The following is a 20,811-nucleotide window of genomic DNA, read 5'->3' as shown; positions in this document are numbered from 1 at the left end:
TATTATCAACATTTATAAAAGATGAAAATGTTAATACTATTATAAAAGATACGAAAACTAATAATTTGTTCGTTTGCATAAGTGTTTTTAATGCGTAAAATTTCGGTTTATTACTCAATGTGATTGAGTAAATATTTAATTTTAAATTTTTCCGTTGAATAATAAATTATCACAGAAAAATATATGTAATTTTGGCAATTCAAAAACCGAGCCATACTTTTACAAAAATACATTTAAAAGCGTTGCGTACAAACAACTTTAAAATACTTTTTGCATTAAGTTTTACAGTGTTTATTAACACGTTTAGCTTCGCTCAAGATATTCAAAAAAAACAGGACAAGGTTATTAAACCAACTGTTAAAGATAGTGTAGTTATTAATCCTAAGGATATTATAAAACCTGAAACACCATCTGAAAAACCACAAGATTCTACTTTAACGGATTCCATTAAACCCAAGAAAGAATTATTAGAGCATATTGTAAAATATAAAGCAACTGATTACACCTCTTTCAATCAAAAAAAACAAAAACTATATTTATACAATAATGCAGAAATAGATTATGGCGATATTAATATTAAGTCTGGTAGCATTGTTATAGATTACAGCACCAACACCGTTTATGCAAAAGGTATTTTAGATTCTGTTGGAGTCTATTCTCAAGCGCCTGTATTTACTCAAGGCCCTAGTGTTGTTGAACCAGATTCTATTATTTTTAATACCAAATCTGAAAAAGCTCTTATTTACAATTCTAAAACAGAACAAGGTGATGGTACTGTTATTGCACAAATAACAAAAAAAGAAAACGATTCGGTTTATTTTATACACCGAGGAAAATACACTACCGCTGAAGATTTAGAAGATCCAGAATATTATATTTTATTAAGAAAAGCTAAAGTAGTTCCTGGTAAAAAAATTGTAACAGGTTTGGCAAATCTTTTTATTTATAATGTACCAACACCTATTGGTTTGCCTTTTGGTTTTTTTCCGCAATCTGAAAAACAAACTTCTGGAGTTTTAATACCTAGTTTTGGAGAGCAAAACGATCGTGGTTATTTTTTACAAAACGGTGGTTATTATTTTGCGATAAACGATTATGTAGATTTAGCTGTTTTAGGAGATTATTATACCAACGGCAGTTACGGATTTCGCTTAGAAAACACCTATTCAAAACGGTACAAATTTAGAGGTAATGTAGGGTTCCGATACGAAAACTTAATAACTAGCGAGCGTGGTTTTCCAGACTATGGCAAATCTACTGTTTATAATTTACGTTGGTCACATAGTCAAGATAGTAAAGCAAACCCAAGTGCACGTTTTTCGGCATCAGTAAACTTGGGTAGTAGCACATATTATAGAACGTCGCTTAATCAAATTAATACTGGTGCATTTTTAAATAACACCTTATCATCATCTGTATCGTATTCTAAAACTTTTGAAGGTGAACCCTCTGTAAACTATAGTGTTACAGCAACTCATTCTCAAAATACAAATACCGAGCAAATTAATATGACGCTTCCTACATTTCAGGGAAACGTGAGTAGAATATTTCCTTTTGCTCCTAAAAATGGATCAAAAAAGGGCATCATTCAAAATATAAATTTTCAATATAGTGTTCGAGGGGAAAACAGAATTCAAACTACAGATTCTTTATTCTTTAAAAAGGAAATGTTTGATGATGCTAAAGCAGGTTTTCAACATTCCATTCCTATAAGTACAAATTTTAAAGTATTTAAACATTTTAGTTTAAGTACGTCTGCAAATTTTAATGAAGTGTGGACTTTTAAAACCATTAATAAGGTTTATGATAATTTGACTGATGATCTTACAACTGAAACGGTAAACGGTTTTGACGCTTTTAGAACCTATAGTTTTAGCACCAGTTTAGGAACTACAGTTTATGGAATGTTTAACTTTAAAAAAGATGGAGAGAATCCAAAAATTCATGCTATTCGCCATGTTATTCGTCCGTCTATTAGTTATAATATTAACCCTGCTTTTGATAAATATTATGAAACTGCCGAAGTTATTAATGCCGATGGTTTAACCGCTGGCGATTTAGAAATTCTTCAAAATGATAGACGTTTAGAATACTCTCGCTTTGAACAAGGCCTTTTTGGAGTTCCTGGGAAAAACTTTTCCAGCTCCATGGGAATTTCTATTGCCAATAATTTTGAAGCCAAAGTACGCGATAAAGATAGTACAGCAACTGAACCAAAAAAAGTTATGCTGCTTAACAACCTAAATTTATCAACATCTTATAATTTTGCTGGAGATTCGTTACAATGGAGTCCAGTGAGAATGAGTGGTGGTACGCAATTATTTGACAATAAGTTAAGCCTAAATCTTGGTGCTACATTAGATCCTTATGCTTTAGATAACAATAATACACGAATTAATAAATTTAATATTAATAATGGTGGTAGTCTTTTTAGATTAACTAGCGCAAACATGACTATGAGTTATTCGCTTTCTGGCGGCAAAGGAGATAAAAAAGATGACAACAAAGAAAATGATCGTGCTAAACAAGAAAACTTACGTAGCGGCGGTCGTGATGATGATTTGTTTGGAGTTTCTGAAGATTTTTCTAGGTTTAATGAAGATGACGACAATAAAAAAGATGAAGAAGCAAGCGAATTCTATAACTTTAAAATACCTTGGAGTTTACGTTTGGCTTATGCGGTTAACTACTCTAATAACAGACGACAGAATGAAATATCATCGCACTCTTTAATGTTTTCTGGCGATGTAGAATTATCACCTAAATGGTCAGTTGGCGCATCATCTGGCTACGATTTAAAAAACCAAGGTTTCACTTATACTCAGTTACGTTTTGAACGTGATCTATTAAGTTGGCGCATGAATTTTAGCTGGGTACCATTTAGCACTAGGGCTTCGTGGAATTTCTTTATTGGAATAAAATCTAGTATTTTAAAAGATCTTAAATATGAAAAACGTAGGCAACCAGACCAAAGGCTTTAGACTTTAAGAAGATAATTGTTATTTATATAAAACATAATGAGATTTCCTCCTACTAGTAAATGAAAAAATATTAATTCTATGAAAAAAATTATAACCACACCAAACGCACCTGCACCAATTGGTCCATATAATCAAGCTGTTTTAAGCGGAAACACACTATATACATCAGGCCAAATTGCATTTAATCCTGAAACAGGAGTGCTTGTTTTAGACGATATTAAAACCGAAACTAAACAAGTCATGGAAAATATGAAAGCGGTTCTTAAGGCTGCTAATATGACTTTTGATAATGTTATAAAGTCTTCAATATTTATTAGCGATATGGATAATTTTGGGCAAATAAACGAGGTATACGGAAGCTATTTTGATGATGTAAATGCACCAGCACGCGAAACGGTAGAAGTTGCCAGATTACCAAAAGATGTAAATGTTGAAATTAGTATGATAGCTGTAAAATAACTAAGCTGGCTCATCAACCGAGGCATATTTAATAAGTAACTCTTTTAGCTTTTCTACCTCAATAGGTTTTGCTAGAAAATCATCAATACCAGCTATTTTTGCATTCTCAATATCTTCATCAAAAGCACTTGCAGACACAGCAATTATAGGTGTCTTGTGTTTTGCATACTTTCTGCTTCTTTTAATTTTTTCAGTAGCTTGATAACCATCTAAATCTGGCATATAAATATCCATAAATACCATATCAAAATCCAGAATTTTATACAGTTCGACTGCTTCAAGTCCGTTTTTAGCAAAGGTACAATCTGCTCCCTGTTGTTCTAATAAAAACTTAATCACTTTCTGATTCATTCTATTATCTTCAGCAACCAACACATTAAATTTATTGAGCAGTATAGGTTTAATTTCTGAGCTTGCCGCTTCAATATTTAATGTCTTTTTTAGTTGTAAGCTAAAGTAAAATGTTGTCCCTTTATTCTCTTTACTTTCTATTTTAAGCTCTCCTCCCATTAGCTTCACTAAGTCTCTGGAAATAGAAAGCCCGTATCCGCCTCCTCTATAATCTTTAAATTCAGAAGTATCTAATTTTCCTGATGATTCAAGAATTCTTTTAACTTCGTAAGAACGCATACCTATACCCGTATCTTTTATGTAAAAAGTAACAATTTGATCGTCATCAATACCAACGGTTTGATCAACAATTATTGTTATTTTTCCGTTATTAGTAAACTTAATAGCATTGTTAATTAAGTTTATAAGTACTTGTTGAATTCTTACTGAATCACCTAAAACATAAAACTTATTTTTTTCTTCAAATAAAAATTTAAATTCTAATTCTAAGCCTTTTTCCCAAGCTTGATATTCAAAAACTTTAAATAATCTAGATAAATCAGATTTTAAATTTACTGCTACTAAATTCAATTCTATTTCGCCATCATCTACCTTAGAATTATTAAGAATCATGTTAACCAATTGCAATAAATGCTCAGAAGAATAATCGGCAATTTCAACTTGTGCTTTTTGGTCGGCATCTAGATTGGTCTGCTTTAGCATATTTAGCATACCTAACACAGTGTTTAAAGGTGTTCTAATCTCATGACTCATATTCGCCAAATAAATTGACTTATAATCAGCAGTATCTAAAGCTTCGTTTAAATTTTGTTTAATTTCTTTTATGAGATTATTTAAATTTTCGACTTCCAACTCGTTTGAATATTGATTCTTAAAAAAGTGGAATGCTATGCCAACTAGCACAACCATTAAAATAGCGAGCAGTAAAGAAACGCTTCTTAAATCTGTATTTACATCAATATAATTAAAACCAACAAAGAAAATAACCGCAAAAGCAATGCCCATAAAAATTGATAAAATAATTTTTGCTTGTGTAGGTTTTATGGGATTTTTAAAAAACGGCATTGATAATTATTTAAACAAACATATTTATAAATGATATAATATCAAAAGTATGATTTACAAATAAGTATTGCTAAAATATTAAGAAGTTTTAACTGATTTACCTATTGATCCTGTTTCTTGCGGTTGCAATTGATAAATAAAATCTGGCTTTAGTAAACTTTCTTCTTCTCGGTGCGACACATATAAAATGGCTGTACTACTCTCTGAGGCTATTTTGTTAACTAATTCAGAAAATAACGCAGCATCATAATCATCCAATCCATTGGTGGGTTCGTCTAAAATAAGTAAGGGTGGATGTTTTACCATAGCTCTAGCAATTAAAACTAAGCGTTGATGACCAACAGATAAGCTTAAAAAAGACTTGTCTTTTATATGAAACATATTTAATATTTTTAACCATTGATGCGCTAATGCTATTTGTCGTTCATTTGGGATTTTATAAAGCCCAATAGAATCGAAAAAACCAGAAATAATCATTTTCTCAATAGCTTGTAAACGTTCAAAACCTCGTAAATATTCAGAAGAAAAATAACCTATTTTTCTTTTTATGTCCCAAACACTTTCTCCACTTCCTTTTTTAACACCAAATAACGTAATATCTTGATTATATGCTTTTGGATTATCGCCAGAAATAAGACTTAAAAGGGTGCTTTTTCCTGATCCGTTTGGTCCTGTTAATTGCCAAAATTCACCAGGTTTGATTTCCCAGTTAATATTATTTACAATGGTTCGATTGCCATAGTTTACCGTAACATTATTAAATTTAACAAGCGAATCATATTGATAATTATTTTGATTGTAAGGATTAGGTAAACTTAATTCAAAACGCTTTACTTTATCTTCAATTAAATCATCAGTTTTTTTACACAAAACAGGATTGTTGTTTTCTAATTTATAAAGCCTATTTATAAAAGGTAATATATCCCTTTTTCTATTAGTAATTTGTATTACTGATATGTTTTGGCTTAAATACGTTAATGTATTCTTAATATCTTTTTGGGCATTTGTGTCTAAATTGCCAAAAACATTATCGACTAAAATATATTCTGGATTTTGAAAAACAAGGTGTTTTAATAATGCCTTTTTGCGTTCGCCTTCGGATGAGTTTAATAAGCTGTTTTTCGTGCTAGTAATAACATTAAAATTACCATGACGCACTTCTTCATCTATAAGCTTATCTAAAGTTTGCTTTGAAAACACAACACCTTTTAAAGTAGAAAAATTGCCTATAAAGTTGTCTAATGTAATGCGTTGAATAAGTTGATGCTTATCATCTTTATTAGAAATATAAAGCGCAACGTGGTTAGGCAAAAACTATTATTTTTAGGATTAACTTAACGAATAATTTTAGACAAAGTTACAACTTATTGGTGTGAAATGCCACTAAACCTTCTATGGGTCTTCTCTCGAAATTACCCACTCTAAACCCCATTTCGTCGGCAACTTCTTTTATTTCATTTTGTGAGAAAAAAGCAATTGATCCTGCAAAATGTACAGGAACGTTTTTTAGTTCTTCTTTGTATTGCATAATCATGTTAGTTGCAAACAATCGAATGCCTTTTTTTATAAGATTAACGATATATTCTGAATCTTTATGCAAAAACATAAACTCTGCAAAACTTGCTAAATATGCATTTGGGTTTGGTTGTTTGTATAAGTTGTATTTTATGTAATCATCTTCAACATTAAACTTAGTTTCAAAAGCAATTTTAACATCTTCAGTCATATGATTGAAGTAATAGTCTCTAATTAATTGGCGCCCATAATAGTTACCTGAAGCATCATCCATAATTGAATATCCTAAAGATCTAACACGTTGATGGAGTTTTTCACCATCATAATAGCTACAATTAGAGCCTGTACCTAAAATACAAACAACAGCAGCTTCATTTATACTATTAATAGTAGCATAAACCGCAGCCATAGTATCTTCTTCAACTTCAATTACTGCATTTACAAATATTTCTTCTAATACGCCTTTTAAAAGCGCTTTGGGTTTTTCTGTACCACAACCAGCACCATAAAAGTAAATATTGGTAACCTGCTCTCTATTAGCCTTTAAGTCCTCATTCTTTCTAATTATTTTTCTGAGTTTCTTTTCTGGTAGTATTGCAGGATTAAGACCTTTAGTACGCATTTTTTCTAATAACTGATTACCATTATTATCTACTGCAATCCAATCGCATTTTGTAGAACCACTATCAACAACTAAAATCATAAGCTTAAAAGTAAAAAACCACAGAATCATTATGCATGTATACAATAATTCTGTGGAATTATATTAATATTATATTGAACCGATATGCTGTGCTAAATCTACTAATTTAGATGAATAGCCATATTCGTTATCGTACCAAGATACTAATTTAACAAAATTATCGTTCAATGCCATACTTGCGTTAGCATCAAATGTACTTGTTTTAGGTTCAGACACAAAATCTTGTGATACAACACCTTCTTCAGTATATCCTAAAATGCCTTTTAATTCATTTTCTGAAGCGTCTTTTAAAGCTGCTTTTATTTCATCCCATGAAGCACTTTTTTCTAAACGACAAGTTAAATCTACTACAGATACATCAACAGTTGGTACTCTAAATGCCATACCTGTTAATTTTCCATTTAATTCTGGAATGACTTTCCCTACTGCTTTTGCAGCTCCTGTTGAAGCTGGCACAATATTATTTAAAGATGCACGACCAAGTCTAAAATCTTTTTTTGATGGACCATCAACAGTAAATTGTGTTGCTGTTGCAGCATGAACGGTTGTCATTAAACCTTCTGCAATACCAAATTTATCGTTAATTACTTTAGCTAAAGGTGCTAAACAGTTTGTTGTACAAGATGCATTTGATACAATAGTATCTGCCGCTGTAATATCTTTATGGTTTACACCCATTACAAACATTGGTGCATCTGCAGATGGTGCAGATATGGCTACTTTTTTAGCACCAGCAGTAATGTGCTTTCCTGCACCTTCTAGGTTTGTAAATATACCTGTACAATCTAAAACTACTTCTGCGCCAACTTCGTTCCATTTTAAATCTTCTGGGTTACGTTCAGCAGTAATTCTTATTTCGTTTCCGTTAACAATTAAATTTCCGTTTTTTGTATCAATAGTACCATTAAACTTGCCGTGTACCGAATCATATTTTAATAAATATGCTAAATGCTCAACATCTAACAAGTCATTAATTCCTACTACTTCAACATTTGGTCTTTCAACTGCTATTCTAAAAGCAATTCTACCAATTCTACCAAATCCGTTAATTCCAATTTTCAATTTTGACATATTCTTGTTTATTAATGTTTAAGTGCTCATAATATCTGAGACACGCAATAATTCTAAATTTATTTTTGTTTTTCCTTTTATGGCATTATCTAGAGGTGTTAATTCCATTTTACTATTTTGCAAACCAACCATATAATTAGATTTCCCTTCTAATAATGACTCTACCGCTTTTACACCCATTCTACTAGCTAAAACACGATCGAAACAAGATGGCGAACCACCACGTTGCATGTGTCCAAGTACTGAGACTCTTACATCGTACCCTTCCATATTCTCGTCAACAAAGTCTTTAAGTTCAAAAATGTTTTTACCTATTTTATCGCCTTCGGCTACAATGACAATGCTTGATGTTTTTCCTGATTTTCTACTTCGTTTTAAAGATTCTACCAATCTGTCTAACCCTAAATCTTCCTCTGGAATTAAAATTTCTTCAGCACCACCAGCTATTCCTGTATTTAAAGCAATATGACCAACATCGCGCCCCATTACTTCAATAAAAAACAATCTATTATGTGAACTTGCTGTATCTCGTATTTTGTCTATAGCATCAACTACAGTGTTTAAAGCGGTATCGAACCCTAAGGTATGCGTAGTTCCTACAATATCATTATCTATTGTGCCAGGAATTCCCATTACAGGAAAATCGAATTCCTTATTAAGTATCATTGCACCTGTAAAAGAACCATCTCCACCAACAATAACTAAACCATCTATTTCTGCTTCAACTAATTTATTAAAGGCTTTCTGCCTGCCCTCTTTAGTTCTAAATTCTTTTGAGCGTGCCGATTTTAATATGGTACCGCCTTTATTTATTATGCCCTTTACACTTCTAGCATCCATGGATTTAAAATCGCCTTCTATTAAGCCTTCGTATCCACGGTAAATACCAACACACTCTATATTATGATATGCACAAGTTCTTACAACTGACCTGATTGCTGCATTCATCCCAGGAGAATCTCCTCCAGATGTTAAAACTCCTATTTTTTTTATCTTATTTGGCATTAATCTTATAATTATGAAGTAAAATTAGTAAACTAATATTATAATTTTATAACATATATCATATTTTAACGATAGCTGTTAAACTATAACGTTTTAGTTAATAAAAAAAACGTTTTTATAAAAAAATATGCAACAAAATGTTATGAAAATTGCTAATTATCTTTTTTTGAAGATGATTTATGGGTAATAAAACTTGGCGAGGCATCGCTTTCCTCTTTCTTTTCTGTTTCGCTAGATAATTCTTTATCTGGTTGCTTTTTGAAAAGTTTTTGAATTAATTCTTTAAAGGTATCAAAATCTACATTGTATGATAAACCAACACCTTGAGTGTAACCAATAGCTTCACCAAAATTACGAATGCTATTTTCTCTATTAAATACCTTTGCGGTTAGTGTACCTTCATCATTTAACAAAAAATTTATCTCAACATCTCCAGCAATTACGGTTTCGGTAGCACCACCAACTGGTACTCCTAATTTACCATTAATAAATACTTTATCACTAATTTTTGTTTGAATGGTTGCACTTACTCTATCATCAGTTTTATAATCTGGACGATTTTCTCCAACCTCATAATTAACTCCAAAATCGAACTTTCCGTTTTCACTAGAAAAAATACCATTTACAATACCATTAAGCCGTTCTGCAATGGTTCCAGAAAAATTAAGATCGTTTAATCCGCGCGAAAATGATCCTGTTGATAATAAATATAAAGCTTGGTTTTGTCTATCGTCAGCAGACTCCAATCTATATTGTAACTCTGACTTGATGGTAGAGTTAACAGTAGGAAACTCAAATTCAAACAAAGGTTCTGGTTGTTCTAACTCTCCTGTTAAGCTAATGTTTAATTCAACTGGTATACTTCTGTTAATAGGATTATCTAAAAGTGGTGATGGGTTAGCATTTGTTTTATAGGTTGCTTGCATATTAATTAATGCTTTTAAAGGCTCGCCATTCCATGCTAGTGTCCCTCCAGGCTGCACAATAAACTCCTTTTGTACTAAGCCACCAAAGGCAAAATTATAAACCCCTTCAAACACCGAAAAATCGCCCCACATATTAAACTTTCCGTTAGTATTAATTTCTACTAAAAGTCCGCCACTTCCTCTTCCTTTTAAAGCGTGTCCTGTGTTTTTATCTATAATAATTTCCACCTCGGCATCTTCAGTGATATCTAAATCAAAATCTAACTCCAATCCTTTTATATCTTCAAAAACAATATCTACGCCCTGTTCTTTGGCTAGTTTTTCTTCTTTTGTTATAAAATGAATAAACGAATTATCTCCAAAAGATTCGGTATCATTAAGCGGTATTTTAAAGATAGTTCCTCTTTTGGTTTCTCCAACAACACTAATAACCAGTTCATCAGTTGGTCCTTTTATACTTGCACTGCCTCCAATAAAACCTGTGCCATAATATAAAGCATCTTCACTTTCTTTGGTATCTAACACCAGTAATCTGTTAGTATTGATGTTTAAATCTAAACTCCATTTGGAAAGATTCACATGACTTAGTGAGCCGTTTAATTGTCCTGTTGAATTAGACTTTGTGTCGGTTAATTGTAGATTCTTAAAAACAAAACTCTGATTTTCTAGTGCAACAGAGGCTTCATCATTAAAGTTGTAATCTACATTTAAATAAGGAATTCCAAGTCCAGATTTATTTAAAGTAAGTTCTCCATTTATGTTAGGTCGCTTTAAATTTCCAACAACATTGGCTTTACCGGAAACTAGTCCTCTAATGTTAGATAATATATCTTGTAATAAAGGGTTTAATGGCTGTAAATTAAAATCATCAAAAGTTAAATCAACGTCTATGTTTGATTGCTTACCAACAACACTTATATCTCCAACTGCGCTAAAAGACTTTGCGTAATCGTTTTTAATAATGGCATTAACATTATAATTGGTTAAATCTTCATTACCAGTTATAGTGGCATCAAAATCTCCTAAAGGAAAATTATTAACCTGTAAATGGTCGATAATAATAGATGAATTTGGTAGATAACTTCCGTTTTTTTGAAGAATATCTAATTTGCCATTTACATTTCCAGATAGCGATAAACTATCTATGTCTGGTGTTATTTTTGCGAGGTCAACATTTTTAAAATTTAGCTTTAAATCTTTTTGAGTTGAATCTTTAAAAAACCCTGAAAGCCTAATTTCTTCGCTTTTATGATTTATTTTAAGCTTATCTATGTTAAAAGTTGAAAGTTGTTTATCGAATGAAATTTTATTAAATCTATCCTGTTCTTCGTTAATAAACCATTTACTATCTTTAATAGTTACATCTGATTTTTTAAATCCAATTACCGATTCATTTTCTTCATTAATAGTATGATAAAAACTCAAATTGTATATGTCATTATTACGTTTTCCTCCTTTAAATTCAGAACGCATAAACAAGGTATCATTAACCGTTACATTAATTAAATTAAATTTAGAAGCGTTATAGTATTTAGTATTAATACTGTCAACCTCTACATAGGTATTAAATAATGGGTTGTTATTATCTACTTGTAATTCTATATCATTTGCAAAATAATCTAAAAATCTAATTTTAGGCGATTTAAATGTCAGTTTAAACTCTTTTTCGTCGCTTTCAACTCGACCACGAACAAAGGTGTTTTTCCCTAATTGAATTTCTGGATAAAACACTTCTACTATTTTATTGAAAATTTTAAAATTAAAATTGATGCTTTGATTTCCTCTAACTTTATGCGGAATATAATTGGTATAAATATACCCCAATGAGTTTTCGAAAAGCTTGCCAATATCTTTAAACACAAACTTTCCTTCTAGGCTACCTTCAATAATATCTGGGGAGTTAATTTCTATAAAACGTATATTGTTATCAAATCTTGATGATATTTCAAACTCATCAAAATAGTAGGTGTCTTTTTGATTTTTATATGAGGTGTTTTTAAATATTACTTTGCCATAAGCATCATCATAACTACTAGCATTCATATTCATTTTTACACGGCTTTCAAAAATTGAAATACTATCCTTTTTAATAAAGTTTAAAGCATTTAAATTGGCGTAATCTACTTTAGCTTCAAAATCATATTTTTTAACTGCTTCAGAAAAATCAACTAATCCATTAAAATTTAATTGTAAGTTTTTATCGTTTACAATTAAGTTACCGTCAAATATTTTGTTTTTAACATTACCTGCTACATCAATTTTACGATAATTATAATTATTATATATTACTTCGAAAACATCGCCATCAACCTGTGTATCTATAGTTTCTGCAACAAAACCTGTACCGTTTACATTAAAATTAAGCGACGTTAAACCAACTTTTGGATCTTCAATTAATACGCCTAAATCAAAATTCTCAAAAATTATTTTTCCTTTATACGATGCGTTATCAATGTCATTAATTTTTGTTATTTCAAGTGTCGAGTCAACAAAGCCTAATTCGGTATCAATTTCAATATCTGCATTTATCGTTGAAGCTGTAACCTGAGATTGTCCAACAATTTTAAACTTACCTAATCTGTCAAATGAGGATGGGATTGCAGCTCCTAAAACATTTGGTAATAGTGCTTTTAAATCTTTATACGTTGAGGATAAATTTCTAAACCTACCATTCATATAAAAATCGCCTTCGTCTTTACTAAATAAATTTTTAAAGCTTATGTCGCCGTAAATTTTGGTATTTCTGCTTGTATTTAATCTTAAGTTTGTGGTTTGCAAATCGTTTAAAGTTCCTGATAAATTAACACTAAATTGAGCATATTGATTTGTCCCGAATTCGTTATAAAACGTGTTTAATTCATTTAGCAAAATATCAGAATCTTTAAAACTTGCAGTGACTAAAACTTTATCTTCAAAAAACTGTAAATCTTCTCGATTGTACGAAAATTTTAAATCGCCCTTTAATTCAGAATTTGGCGTTTTAATTTTCAAATTATCAAAGGTCATGTCTGTTAACGTGTAACTAAAATTAGTCATCAAGTTTTTTACAACAACACCTCTACTATCTTTAAAACCCAATGTATTAATTCTGGCGCTAACATCGCTACCGTTAATTAAAAAATTGGTCGCGTTAATGTTTAAGTCTTCAAAATCAAGTCGCTTTGTAGTCTCTCTATTTTCGTCTGATAACTTAAAATGCCCATTATAAATAGACACGTCGCTGGAGGATAGTAAAAAACTACCACTTTTTGCTTGCGGATTATCGCCTTCTAATTTCGCAACGAAAATATCTAAATTGGTATCGGTGGTGTCTTTGTAAGTTTTAATGTTAAACACTAAATCCATAATATCGATATCACCAAAAACCAATTTGCCTTTGTATAAATTTCTAAAACTTAAAATAGATGTATTAAGTTCGGCAATACTAATTAGGGTATCTTTTTTATAATCTTCAATATAAATACTTTTTAACTCAACATCGCCATTAAATTGTAATCCAACTTTATCAATATTTATATTAGTACCAAACTCGGTATTAATTTTTTTAGTAGCATAATTACCTAAACCTGTTTGAACAAATGGTATAGAAAGCACCAACACCAAAATGATGAAAAGCAGCAATAAAATGCCTGCTATTTTTGATAGTATTTTTAGAAATTTTTTGATGCCCTTAAAGTTACGATTTAATTAAGAATAAACTACTTTTGTATATACGTATATTTACATATTGCTAGATGCTTATTTTAAACAATAATAGTAATATATAAATCTCAGTTATCGAGTCAAAATTAACAATTATTGTGCCTAATTTTTATTAATGTCCTCACAAAATATTTATATACTAGGAATTGAGTCTTCATGCGACGATACAGCAGCTTCTGTAATACACAACGGTAAAATTTTAAGCAATGTTGTAGCCAATCAAAAAATACATGAAGAGTTTGGTGGTGTTGTGCCAGAATTAGCATCGCGTGCACACCAACAAAATATTGTTCCGGTGGTGCATCAGGCTTTAAAAAAAGCTAATATAAACAAATCACAACTACATGCTGTAGCTTTTACACGTGGACCAGGTTTAATGGGATCTTTATTGGTAGGAACATCGTTTGCTAAGTCTTTTGCTTACGGATTAAATATTCCTCTAATAGATGTTAACCACATGCAAGCACATATTTTAGCGCATTTTATTGATGAAGAAGGATTTGAAAAACCATCATTCCCGTTTTTAGCCATGACTATTTCTGGCGGACATACGCAAATTGTAAAAGTTGATAATTATTTTGAAATGACTGTTATTGGCGAAACCATTGACGACGCCGTTGGAGAAGCCTTTGATAAAAGTGGTAAAATTTTAGGTTTGGGTTACCCTGCAGGACCAGAAATTGACAAACGTGCAAAACTTGGCAATCCAAAAGCGTTTCAATTTACAAAACCAAAAGTAGATGGTTTAAACTTTAGCTTTTCGGGTTTAAAAACGGCTATTTTGTATTTTATTCAACGTGAAGTAAAAACCAATTCAAATTTTATTACCGAAAACTTAAACGATATTTGTGCTTCTATTCAATATACTATTATTGGTATTTTAATTGATAAGTTAAAACTTGCAAGCAAACTAACTGGTATAAAACATATTGCCATTGGTGGTGGTGTTTCGGCAAATTCTGGAATACGACAAGCCTTAAAAAATGGTGAGCAAAAATTTGGTTGGACAACTTATGTGCCTAAGTTTGAATTTACAACCGATAATGCTGCTATGATTGCTATTGTTGGCTATTTAAAATATTTAGAAGGTGATTTTGCCGAACAAGATGTTATGGCTTCGGCGCGATTGAAGATTTAGGTTTTGCCACGAATACACGAATATTTAATTATGAAAACGGAAAAGCTCTTATTTAAAAAATTATTTTTATTAGCACTTTTTGTTTTATTATTAAACGATTTCTTTCTAAAATATTATTTTCATAATTATATTACAGGAAAATTATCCGATTTTGCTGGTCTTTTTATTTTCCCCTATTTTATAAGTTCTTTTTCTGGAAAAAGAATTAAAGAAATTTATATTTTAACAGGGGTTCTTTTTGTTTTTTGGAAATCTGAATTTTCTCAACCAATAATTACATTCTTTAATAATTACAATTTTGGTGTTAACAGAATTGTAGATTATTCTGATTTAGTTTCATTAATTGTTCTCCCCTTTTCTTATACTTATAGGTTAACTAAAAGCTATAATTTGAAAAAAGATTTTAATCCTATAGTTAGATATGTAATCATTTGTATTTCTTGTTTTTCATTTATTGCCACTTCTGTTCAGAAAGAATTTGGTGAAATAAACTTAAAATCTGATTTCAAAATTACATCAAATAATAACACAGATACCATAAAAAAAGAATTGGAGTTATATGCTACCTCAAACAATAAATACTATTGCCAGATAGAAATTCCTAAAAAAAGATCTAGAATCAACTTTTTAATTAAAATTGAAAAAGATGAAAATAAAAACAATATTATAAAAATAGATAGCATTCTTAACTTTTCAACAACTGGAACTCTATTTGGAATTAATAACAATCATGTGAAATATATTAAATCTCTTAAGGCTAAAGATTTTGAAGATTTATTTTTAAAACAAACAATAGTAAACAATGTATATGTTCCTTTATAAAATCATTCATGAATTCGTGGTAAAATTATAATTCTTTTATCTTCACTTTATGCAACTATTTTACAACACAGACCTTTCAGAAAACACGACTCAATTTACTTTTGCAAAAGAAGAAAGCAAACATATTGTAAAAGTATTACGTAAAAATATTGGTGATACATTGCATATTACAAACGGCAATGGCTGGTTATTTACTGCTGAAATTACCATACCAAATATTAATAAATGTGTAGCAACTATTGTTTCTAAAACACAACAAGCCAAACGAGATTATAATTTACATTTAGCCGTAGCACCAACAAAAATGAACGACCGCTACGAATGGTTTTTAGAAAAAGCTACCGAGATTGGTATTGATAGCATCACGCCTATTTTTTGCGACCACAGCGAACGCAAAGTGATAAAAACAGAACGTTACCAAAAGATATTGCAATCGGCAATGAAACAATCATTAAATTGTTATTTACCAAAACTAAATGAAGCTATACCTTTTAAAAATTTTATAAAACAAGAGTTTAAAGGTGATTTGTTTATCGCGCATTGCGAAGAAACCGATAGAAAATCATTAAAACAACAACTAAAACCCAATCAAAATATTACCATTTTAATTGGACCCGAAGGCGATTTTTCTGTTAAAGAAATAGAAATAGCAATTGCCAATAATTTTATTCCTGTAACTTTGGGAGAAACTAGATTACGCACAGAAACTGCTGCTATTGTAGCGTGCCATTCTGTGGCATTTATAAATGAGTAACACAATATGAAATCAATATTTTCTTTTTTCTTTTCTCTTTTTTCTCTTTTCTGCTTCAGTCAGGATTTAGCAATCTTAAAATATAAAGGCGGCGGCGATTGGTATGGTAACCCTACTGCATTACCCAATTTAATCAAGTTTTGTAACAATAACATAAACACTAAAATAAACCCCAAACCACTAACCGTTGAAGTGGGGAGCTCAGATATTTTTCAGTATCCCTTTTTACACATGACGGGACATGGCAACGTGTTTTTTAGTGAGGCCGATGCTGAAAATTTGCGCAACTATTTAATCTCAGGCGGCTTTTTACATATAGACGATAATTACGGTATGCAACCATACATTATTAAAGAGCTAAAAAAGGTATTTCCAAACCAAGAATTAGTGGAATTACCTAATAATCATAAGCTATTTAATACTGTTTATAAATTCCCAAATGGTTTACCAAAAATACACGAGCACGATGGAAAACGTCCACAAGCTTTTGGGCTTTTTCATAAAGACCGATTGGTTTTATTATTTACTTACGAAAGCGATTTAGGCGATGGATGGGAAGATGCCGAAGTACACAATGATGCTCCTAATGTTAGAGAAAAAGCACTAAAAATGGGTGCGAATATTGTTAAATATGCTTTTGAGAATTAAAAAAGTAGCCACGAATTCACGAATGCTTATGAAAGATTTATTGTCAACTTTTATTGAATTCTTTTTTGAAATTGATTCTAATAAAGATTATACCTTAAAGGAATTACTGATAGTAATATTAAAAGTTATTTTATTTCTTCTGATATTAACAATTATACTATATTTTCTTTTAAACAATAAAGAAACAATTACTATTTCAGATTAATACTTTTGATTTCGGAATAAAAAACAACTAAACGAAAAACGAATTTACAAATAAACAGTACTTGCAACTCACCCACTACAATACCAACTTCAAAAAACAAAAATTTCCAATCACATTGGTTTGCGATAATGTTACTAATGCTCCAAATATTGGAAGTCTATTTAGGATAGCCGATGCTTTTGGCATTGAAAAACTAATACTTTGTGGCGAACACATTCCACTCGGGCGTAAAATGACTAAAACCTCAAGAGCTACCGAAAAGGTAGTAACTTATAAAATACAACAATCAGTTTCAGAAGTTATTCAAAATTTAAAAAATGAAAACCATCAAATTATTTCATTAGAAATTGCGACTACAAGTAAACCCATTCATACTTTTAAATTTTCAAAAGAAAAACCAATAGCTTTAATTATAGGCGATGAAAATTTTGGTGTTTCTGAACATATCCTAAAAACTTCTGATGCTATCATTCACATCGATATGTTCGGACAAAATAGTAGCATGAATGCGGTACAAGCCACCAATATTGCACTATATGAAATAACTAAACAACTTTCGTAACATCATTGCGAGGACGAAGGACGTGGCAATCTGTTGATTTTGAAATCAATATTTTATTCAATTAAAAATTACCTCAATTCTACCTATTTCTTAATAACAAATAATATTATATTTACTGTATGAATTCCAACACCATATCAAACGGTATTTTAAAAGCTATATCCATTATACTTGGCATTGCTTTAGTATTATACTTTTTATATCAAATACAATCTGTAATCGTTTATGTTTCAATTGCAGCAGTTATCTCATTAATTGGTAGACCTATTGTATTGTTTTTACAACAGAAATTAAAGTTTAAAAACATCATTGCAGTTATTGTAACTATGGTTGTTTTAATTGGTTTATTTATTGGTTTAGTGAGTTTGTTTATTCCGCTAGTTATTGAGCAAGGTCATAATCTATCGCTTTTAAACATTGAGCAATTACAAAACAATATTGAAGATTTATATAGAGAAATAATCGCTTATTTTGAATTGAATCAAATTGATATCGAGCAATCTATTAAAGATTCTAACGTATTATCTAAAATAGATTATGCTATAATTCCAAACTTTTTAAACTCGGTAGTTAGTGGTTTAGGTAGTTTTAGTATTGGCTTATTTTCAGTATTATTTATTTCCTTTTTCTTTTTAAAAGATAGCAAATTATTTGAAAATGGCATTTTAACTTTTATCCCAGATAATAAAGAATCGCGTTGGAAAAAATCTTCAACTAAAATAAAAGATTTGCTTTCTAGATATTTTGTTGGTCTTATTTTTCAAATACTAATCTTATTTATAATTTATACTATCGGACTTTTAATAATTGGTGTAGAAAACGCTATCGTTATTGCTTTTTTATGTGCATTACTAAATCTAATACCCTATGTAGGTCCATTAATTGGTGGTTTTTTAATGGTTACTCTTACCATGACAAGCAACTTGGGAGAATCGTTTAGTGATGTTATTTTATCTAAAACAATTTGGGTTTTTATAGTTTTTATTATTGGACAACTCATAGACAATTTTGGAAGTCAACCAATAATATTCTCAAAAAGTGTAAAGTCACATCCATTAGAAATATTCTTGATAATTTTAATAACTGGTATTTTATTTGGCGTTATTGGTTTAATAATAGCAGTACCAGCTTATACGGCTATAAAAGTTATTTTAAAGGAGTTTCTATCTGAAAATAAGATTGTTAAAAAATTGACTAAAGGCTTATAATTTCTGTTGAATCATTCTATTCTAAATACTAATATTCAAGAGTTTATAAATAAGCACTTAAATGCAGATATTTCTAAATTACTTTTAAAAGGAACCCTTTTTTCTTCGGTTGAAACTAAAGAGATTATCGAACAAATTGAAGCGAAAAAACGTAGCGAAAAAAAATTACCTACATGGTTTAATACTGAAAATATTTACTATCCAAATAAATTAAATATTGAACAAACCTCATCTGAAATTACTGCAAATTACAAGTCTAATTTAATTAATGGCGAATCTATTATAGATTTAACTGGAGGACTTGGAGTAGACTGTTACTATTTTTCAAAACGCTTTAAAACTGTTTGGCATTGCGAAATAAACGACTCACTTTCTAAAATTGCAAATCATAATTACAAACAATTATATATTCAAAATATTAAAACGCATCATATTGATGGTCTTGAGTATTTAAAACTCAATAATAAACCGTACGATTGGATTTATGTCGATCCTTCTCGTAGAAACGATAGCAAAGGCAAAGTCTTTTTTTTAAACGATTGTTTACCTAATATTCCAGAGCATCTCGATTTGCTTACTAAGCATTCAAAAAACATAATGATTAAAACCTCGCCGCTACTCGATTTTTCGGTTGGTATTAACGAGTTAAAGTATGTAAAAACCATTCATGTTGTTGCAGTAAATAACGAAGTAAAAGAATTACTTTGGATTTTAGAACGTAATTATTCTGGAGAAACTTCTATTGAAACGATAAACCTTAAAAAAGAAAAAAAGGAATGTTTTAATTTTTTATTAGATGAAGAAAAAGCTTCCCAATCAAATTACAACCAAACACTCGCCTACTTATACGAACCTAACTCATCTATTTTAAAAGCAGGTGGTTTTCATTCTGTATCAAATCAATTAAACGTTTATAAACTTCACCAACATTCACATTTATATACAAGCGAAAAACTTTTAAATTTCCCTGGAAGGTGTTTTAAAATTGAAAAAACAATCCCATTCAATAAAAAGGAATTAAAGAAAGAAGCCATTAAAAAAGCAAATATTACAATCCGAAATTTTCCTGAAACCGTTCAACAAATCAGGAAAAAATTTAATATTAAAGATGGTGGAAGTTTATACTTGTTTTTTACAACAGATATTGATGATAATAAGGTTGTAATTATTTGTACTAAAGCAAATTGAAAAGGTAAAACCCTTATTTACTCGATACAAATCAACTTATCAATAAAAAATGCTTTATAATCTAAATCTGAAATTTTAAGGGTCTTTTTAGTACCTTTAAATGTTATGGATTGAATTGGAGATTCTTTTAACTTTTGCATTTGCGAGCTAGATATTTTGCCTTTAAAATTAAAATTTTCGCAATCAATATTCCATGAATGGTATAGTGTTATTATTTGATTATTTTCAAGCTGAAGTTTTACCGAAGACCTATTACTTGTTAAATAACTTGCACAGCCAAGGCTTTCAGATAAACTTAGAAAAACATTTACCGTTTTCCCTTGTCTATATAATTCAACAGTTAAATTTTTATTCAATCTATATAAATCAGTTCTAATTAATTTCTCTTTATGAAACTCATCATATTCGTTAATTAAATAACTGCAAGTATTCCGTAATTCTGTGCTTTCTATACGCTGTTTTTCAGCCTCTCTAACTTTAGCAATAGAATCTCGTCGTTTTTGTGCTT

At 30.2% G+C, this 20,811-nt stretch carries 16 protein-coding genes; 9 read left to right on the top strand and 7 right to left on the bottom strand.

Annotated features, from left to right (window positions below; genetic code table 11):
* The first annotated feature begins 191 nt into the window (after window positions 1-191).
* Both AADI82_RS05480 and AADI82_RS05475 read left to right on the top strand, forming a co-directional pair.
* A complete protein-coding gene (locus AADI82_RS05480) occupies window positions 192-2,981 on the top strand; it encodes a putative LPS assembly protein LptD (protein ID WP_341215446.1) in 2,790 nt (929 codons plus the stop codon).
* Window positions 2,982-3,059: 78 nt separating this feature from the next.
* Complete coding sequence (locus tag AADI82_RS05475) at window positions 3,060-3,440, top strand: RidA family protein (protein ID WP_341215445.1); 381 nt, start codon at window positions 3,060-3,062, stop codon at window positions 3,438-3,440.
* On the opposite strand, the gene AADI82_RS05470 is transcribed toward AADI82_RS05475, so the two are convergent.
* From AADI82_RS05470 to AADI82_RS05445, 6 genes are all read right to left on the bottom strand, one after another.
* Entirely contained in the window at window positions 3,441-4,856 is a 1,416-nt protein-coding gene (locus AADI82_RS05470; RefSeq protein WP_341215444.1) for a response regulator, read from the bottom strand.
* Between the two features lie 78 nt (window positions 4,857-4,934).
* Window positions 4,935-6,167 (bottom strand): ATP-binding cassette domain-containing protein, encoded by a 1,233-nt coding sequence (locus tag AADI82_RS05465; protein ID WP_341215443.1) that lies wholly within the window; start codon window positions 6,165-6,167, stop codon window positions 4,935-4,937.
* A 46-nt stretch (window positions 6,168-6,213) separates the two neighbouring features.
* Complete coding sequence (locus tag AADI82_RS05460; RefSeq protein ID WP_341215442.1) at window positions 6,214-7,074, bottom strand: BadF/BadG/BcrA/BcrD ATPase family protein; 861 nt, start codon at window positions 7,072-7,074, stop codon at window positions 6,214-6,216.
* A gap of 69 nt (window positions 7,075-7,143) precedes the next feature.
* The gene (gene gap, locus AADI82_RS05455; RefSeq protein ID WP_341215441.1) at window positions 7,144-8,145 is read right to left on the bottom strand and encodes a type I glyceraldehyde-3-phosphate dehydrogenase; all 1,002 of its coding nucleotides are present in this window, start codon (window positions 8,143-8,145) and stop codon (window positions 7,144-7,146) included.
* Window positions 8,146-8,163: 18 nt separating this feature from the next.
* On the bottom strand, window positions 8,164-9,150 hold the full coding sequence (pfkA, locus tag AADI82_RS05450; RefSeq protein WP_341215440.1) for a 6-phosphofructokinase: 987 nt from the start codon (window positions 9,148-9,150) through the stop codon (window positions 8,164-8,166).
* A 152-nt stretch (window positions 9,151-9,302) separates the two neighbouring features.
* A complete protein-coding gene (locus AADI82_RS05445) occupies window positions 9,303-13,697 on the bottom strand; it encodes a translocation/assembly module TamB domain-containing protein (protein WP_341215439.1) in 4,395 nt (1,464 codons plus the stop codon).
* Window positions 13,698-13,893: 196 nt separating this feature from the next.
* Here AADI82_RS05445 and tsaD point away from each other — a divergent pair, with 196 nt between their 5' ends.
* The 7 genes from tsaD (at window position 13,894) to AADI82_RS05410 (ending at window position 20,303) form a co-directional block, all read left to right on the top strand.
* Window positions 13,894-14,916, top strand: coding sequence for a tRNA (adenosine(37)-N6)-threonylcarbamoyltransferase complex transferase subunit TsaD (gene tsaD, locus AADI82_RS05440; RefSeq protein ID WP_341215438.1), 1,023 nt, complete (start codon window positions 13,894-13,896; stop codon window positions 14,914-14,916).
* Between the two features lie 30 nt (window positions 14,917-14,946).
* A complete protein-coding gene (locus AADI82_RS05435; protein ID WP_341215437.1) occupies window positions 14,947-15,738 on the top strand; it encodes a hypothetical protein in 792 nt (263 codons plus the stop codon).
* 49 nt (window positions 15,739-15,787) lie between these two features.
* Complete coding sequence (locus AADI82_RS05430; protein ID WP_341215436.1) at window positions 15,788-16,492, top strand: 16S rRNA (uracil(1498)-N(3))-methyltransferase; 705 nt, start codon at window positions 15,788-15,790, stop codon at window positions 16,490-16,492.
* 6 nt (window positions 16,493-16,498) lie between these two features.
* Complete coding sequence (locus AADI82_RS05425; RefSeq protein WP_341215435.1) at window positions 16,499-17,140, top strand: DUF4159 domain-containing protein; 642 nt, start codon at window positions 16,499-16,501, stop codon at window positions 17,138-17,140.
* Window positions 17,141-17,406: 266 nt separating this feature from the next.
* Window positions 17,407-17,907, top strand: coding sequence for a TrmH family RNA methyltransferase (locus AADI82_RS05420; RefSeq protein ID WP_341215434.1), 501 nt, complete (start codon window positions 17,407-17,409; stop codon window positions 17,905-17,907).
* Between the two features lie 119 nt (window positions 17,908-18,026).
* Window positions 18,027-19,115 carry an AI-2E family transporter gene (locus AADI82_RS05415; protein ID WP_341215433.1) on the top strand — a complete coding sequence of 363 codons (1,089 nt, stop codon included), beginning with the start codon at window positions 18,027-18,029 and terminating at the stop codon, window positions 19,113-19,115.
* A gap of 6 nt (window positions 19,116-19,121) precedes the next feature.
* Window positions 19,122-20,303, top strand: coding sequence for a class I SAM-dependent methyltransferase (locus AADI82_RS05410; RefSeq protein ID WP_341215432.1), 1,182 nt, complete (start codon window positions 19,122-19,124; stop codon window positions 20,301-20,303).
* Between the two features lie 17 nt (window positions 20,304-20,320).
* Here AADI82_RS05410 and AADI82_RS05405 read toward each other — a convergent pair.
* Window positions 20,321-20,811, bottom strand: a 491-nt coding sequence (locus tag AADI82_RS05405; protein WP_341215431.1) for a hypothetical protein, incomplete at its 5' end; no start/stop codon positions are given.

Origin of the sequence: uncultured Wocania sp., from assembly GCF_964021735.1 — a bacterium.
Lineage (GTDB): Bacteria > Bacteroidota > Bacteroidia > Flavobacteriales > Flavobacteriaceae > Wocania_A.
The sequence above is the reverse complement of the archived record's forward strand: the minus strand, read 5'-3'. Positions and strand labels throughout refer to the sequence as shown.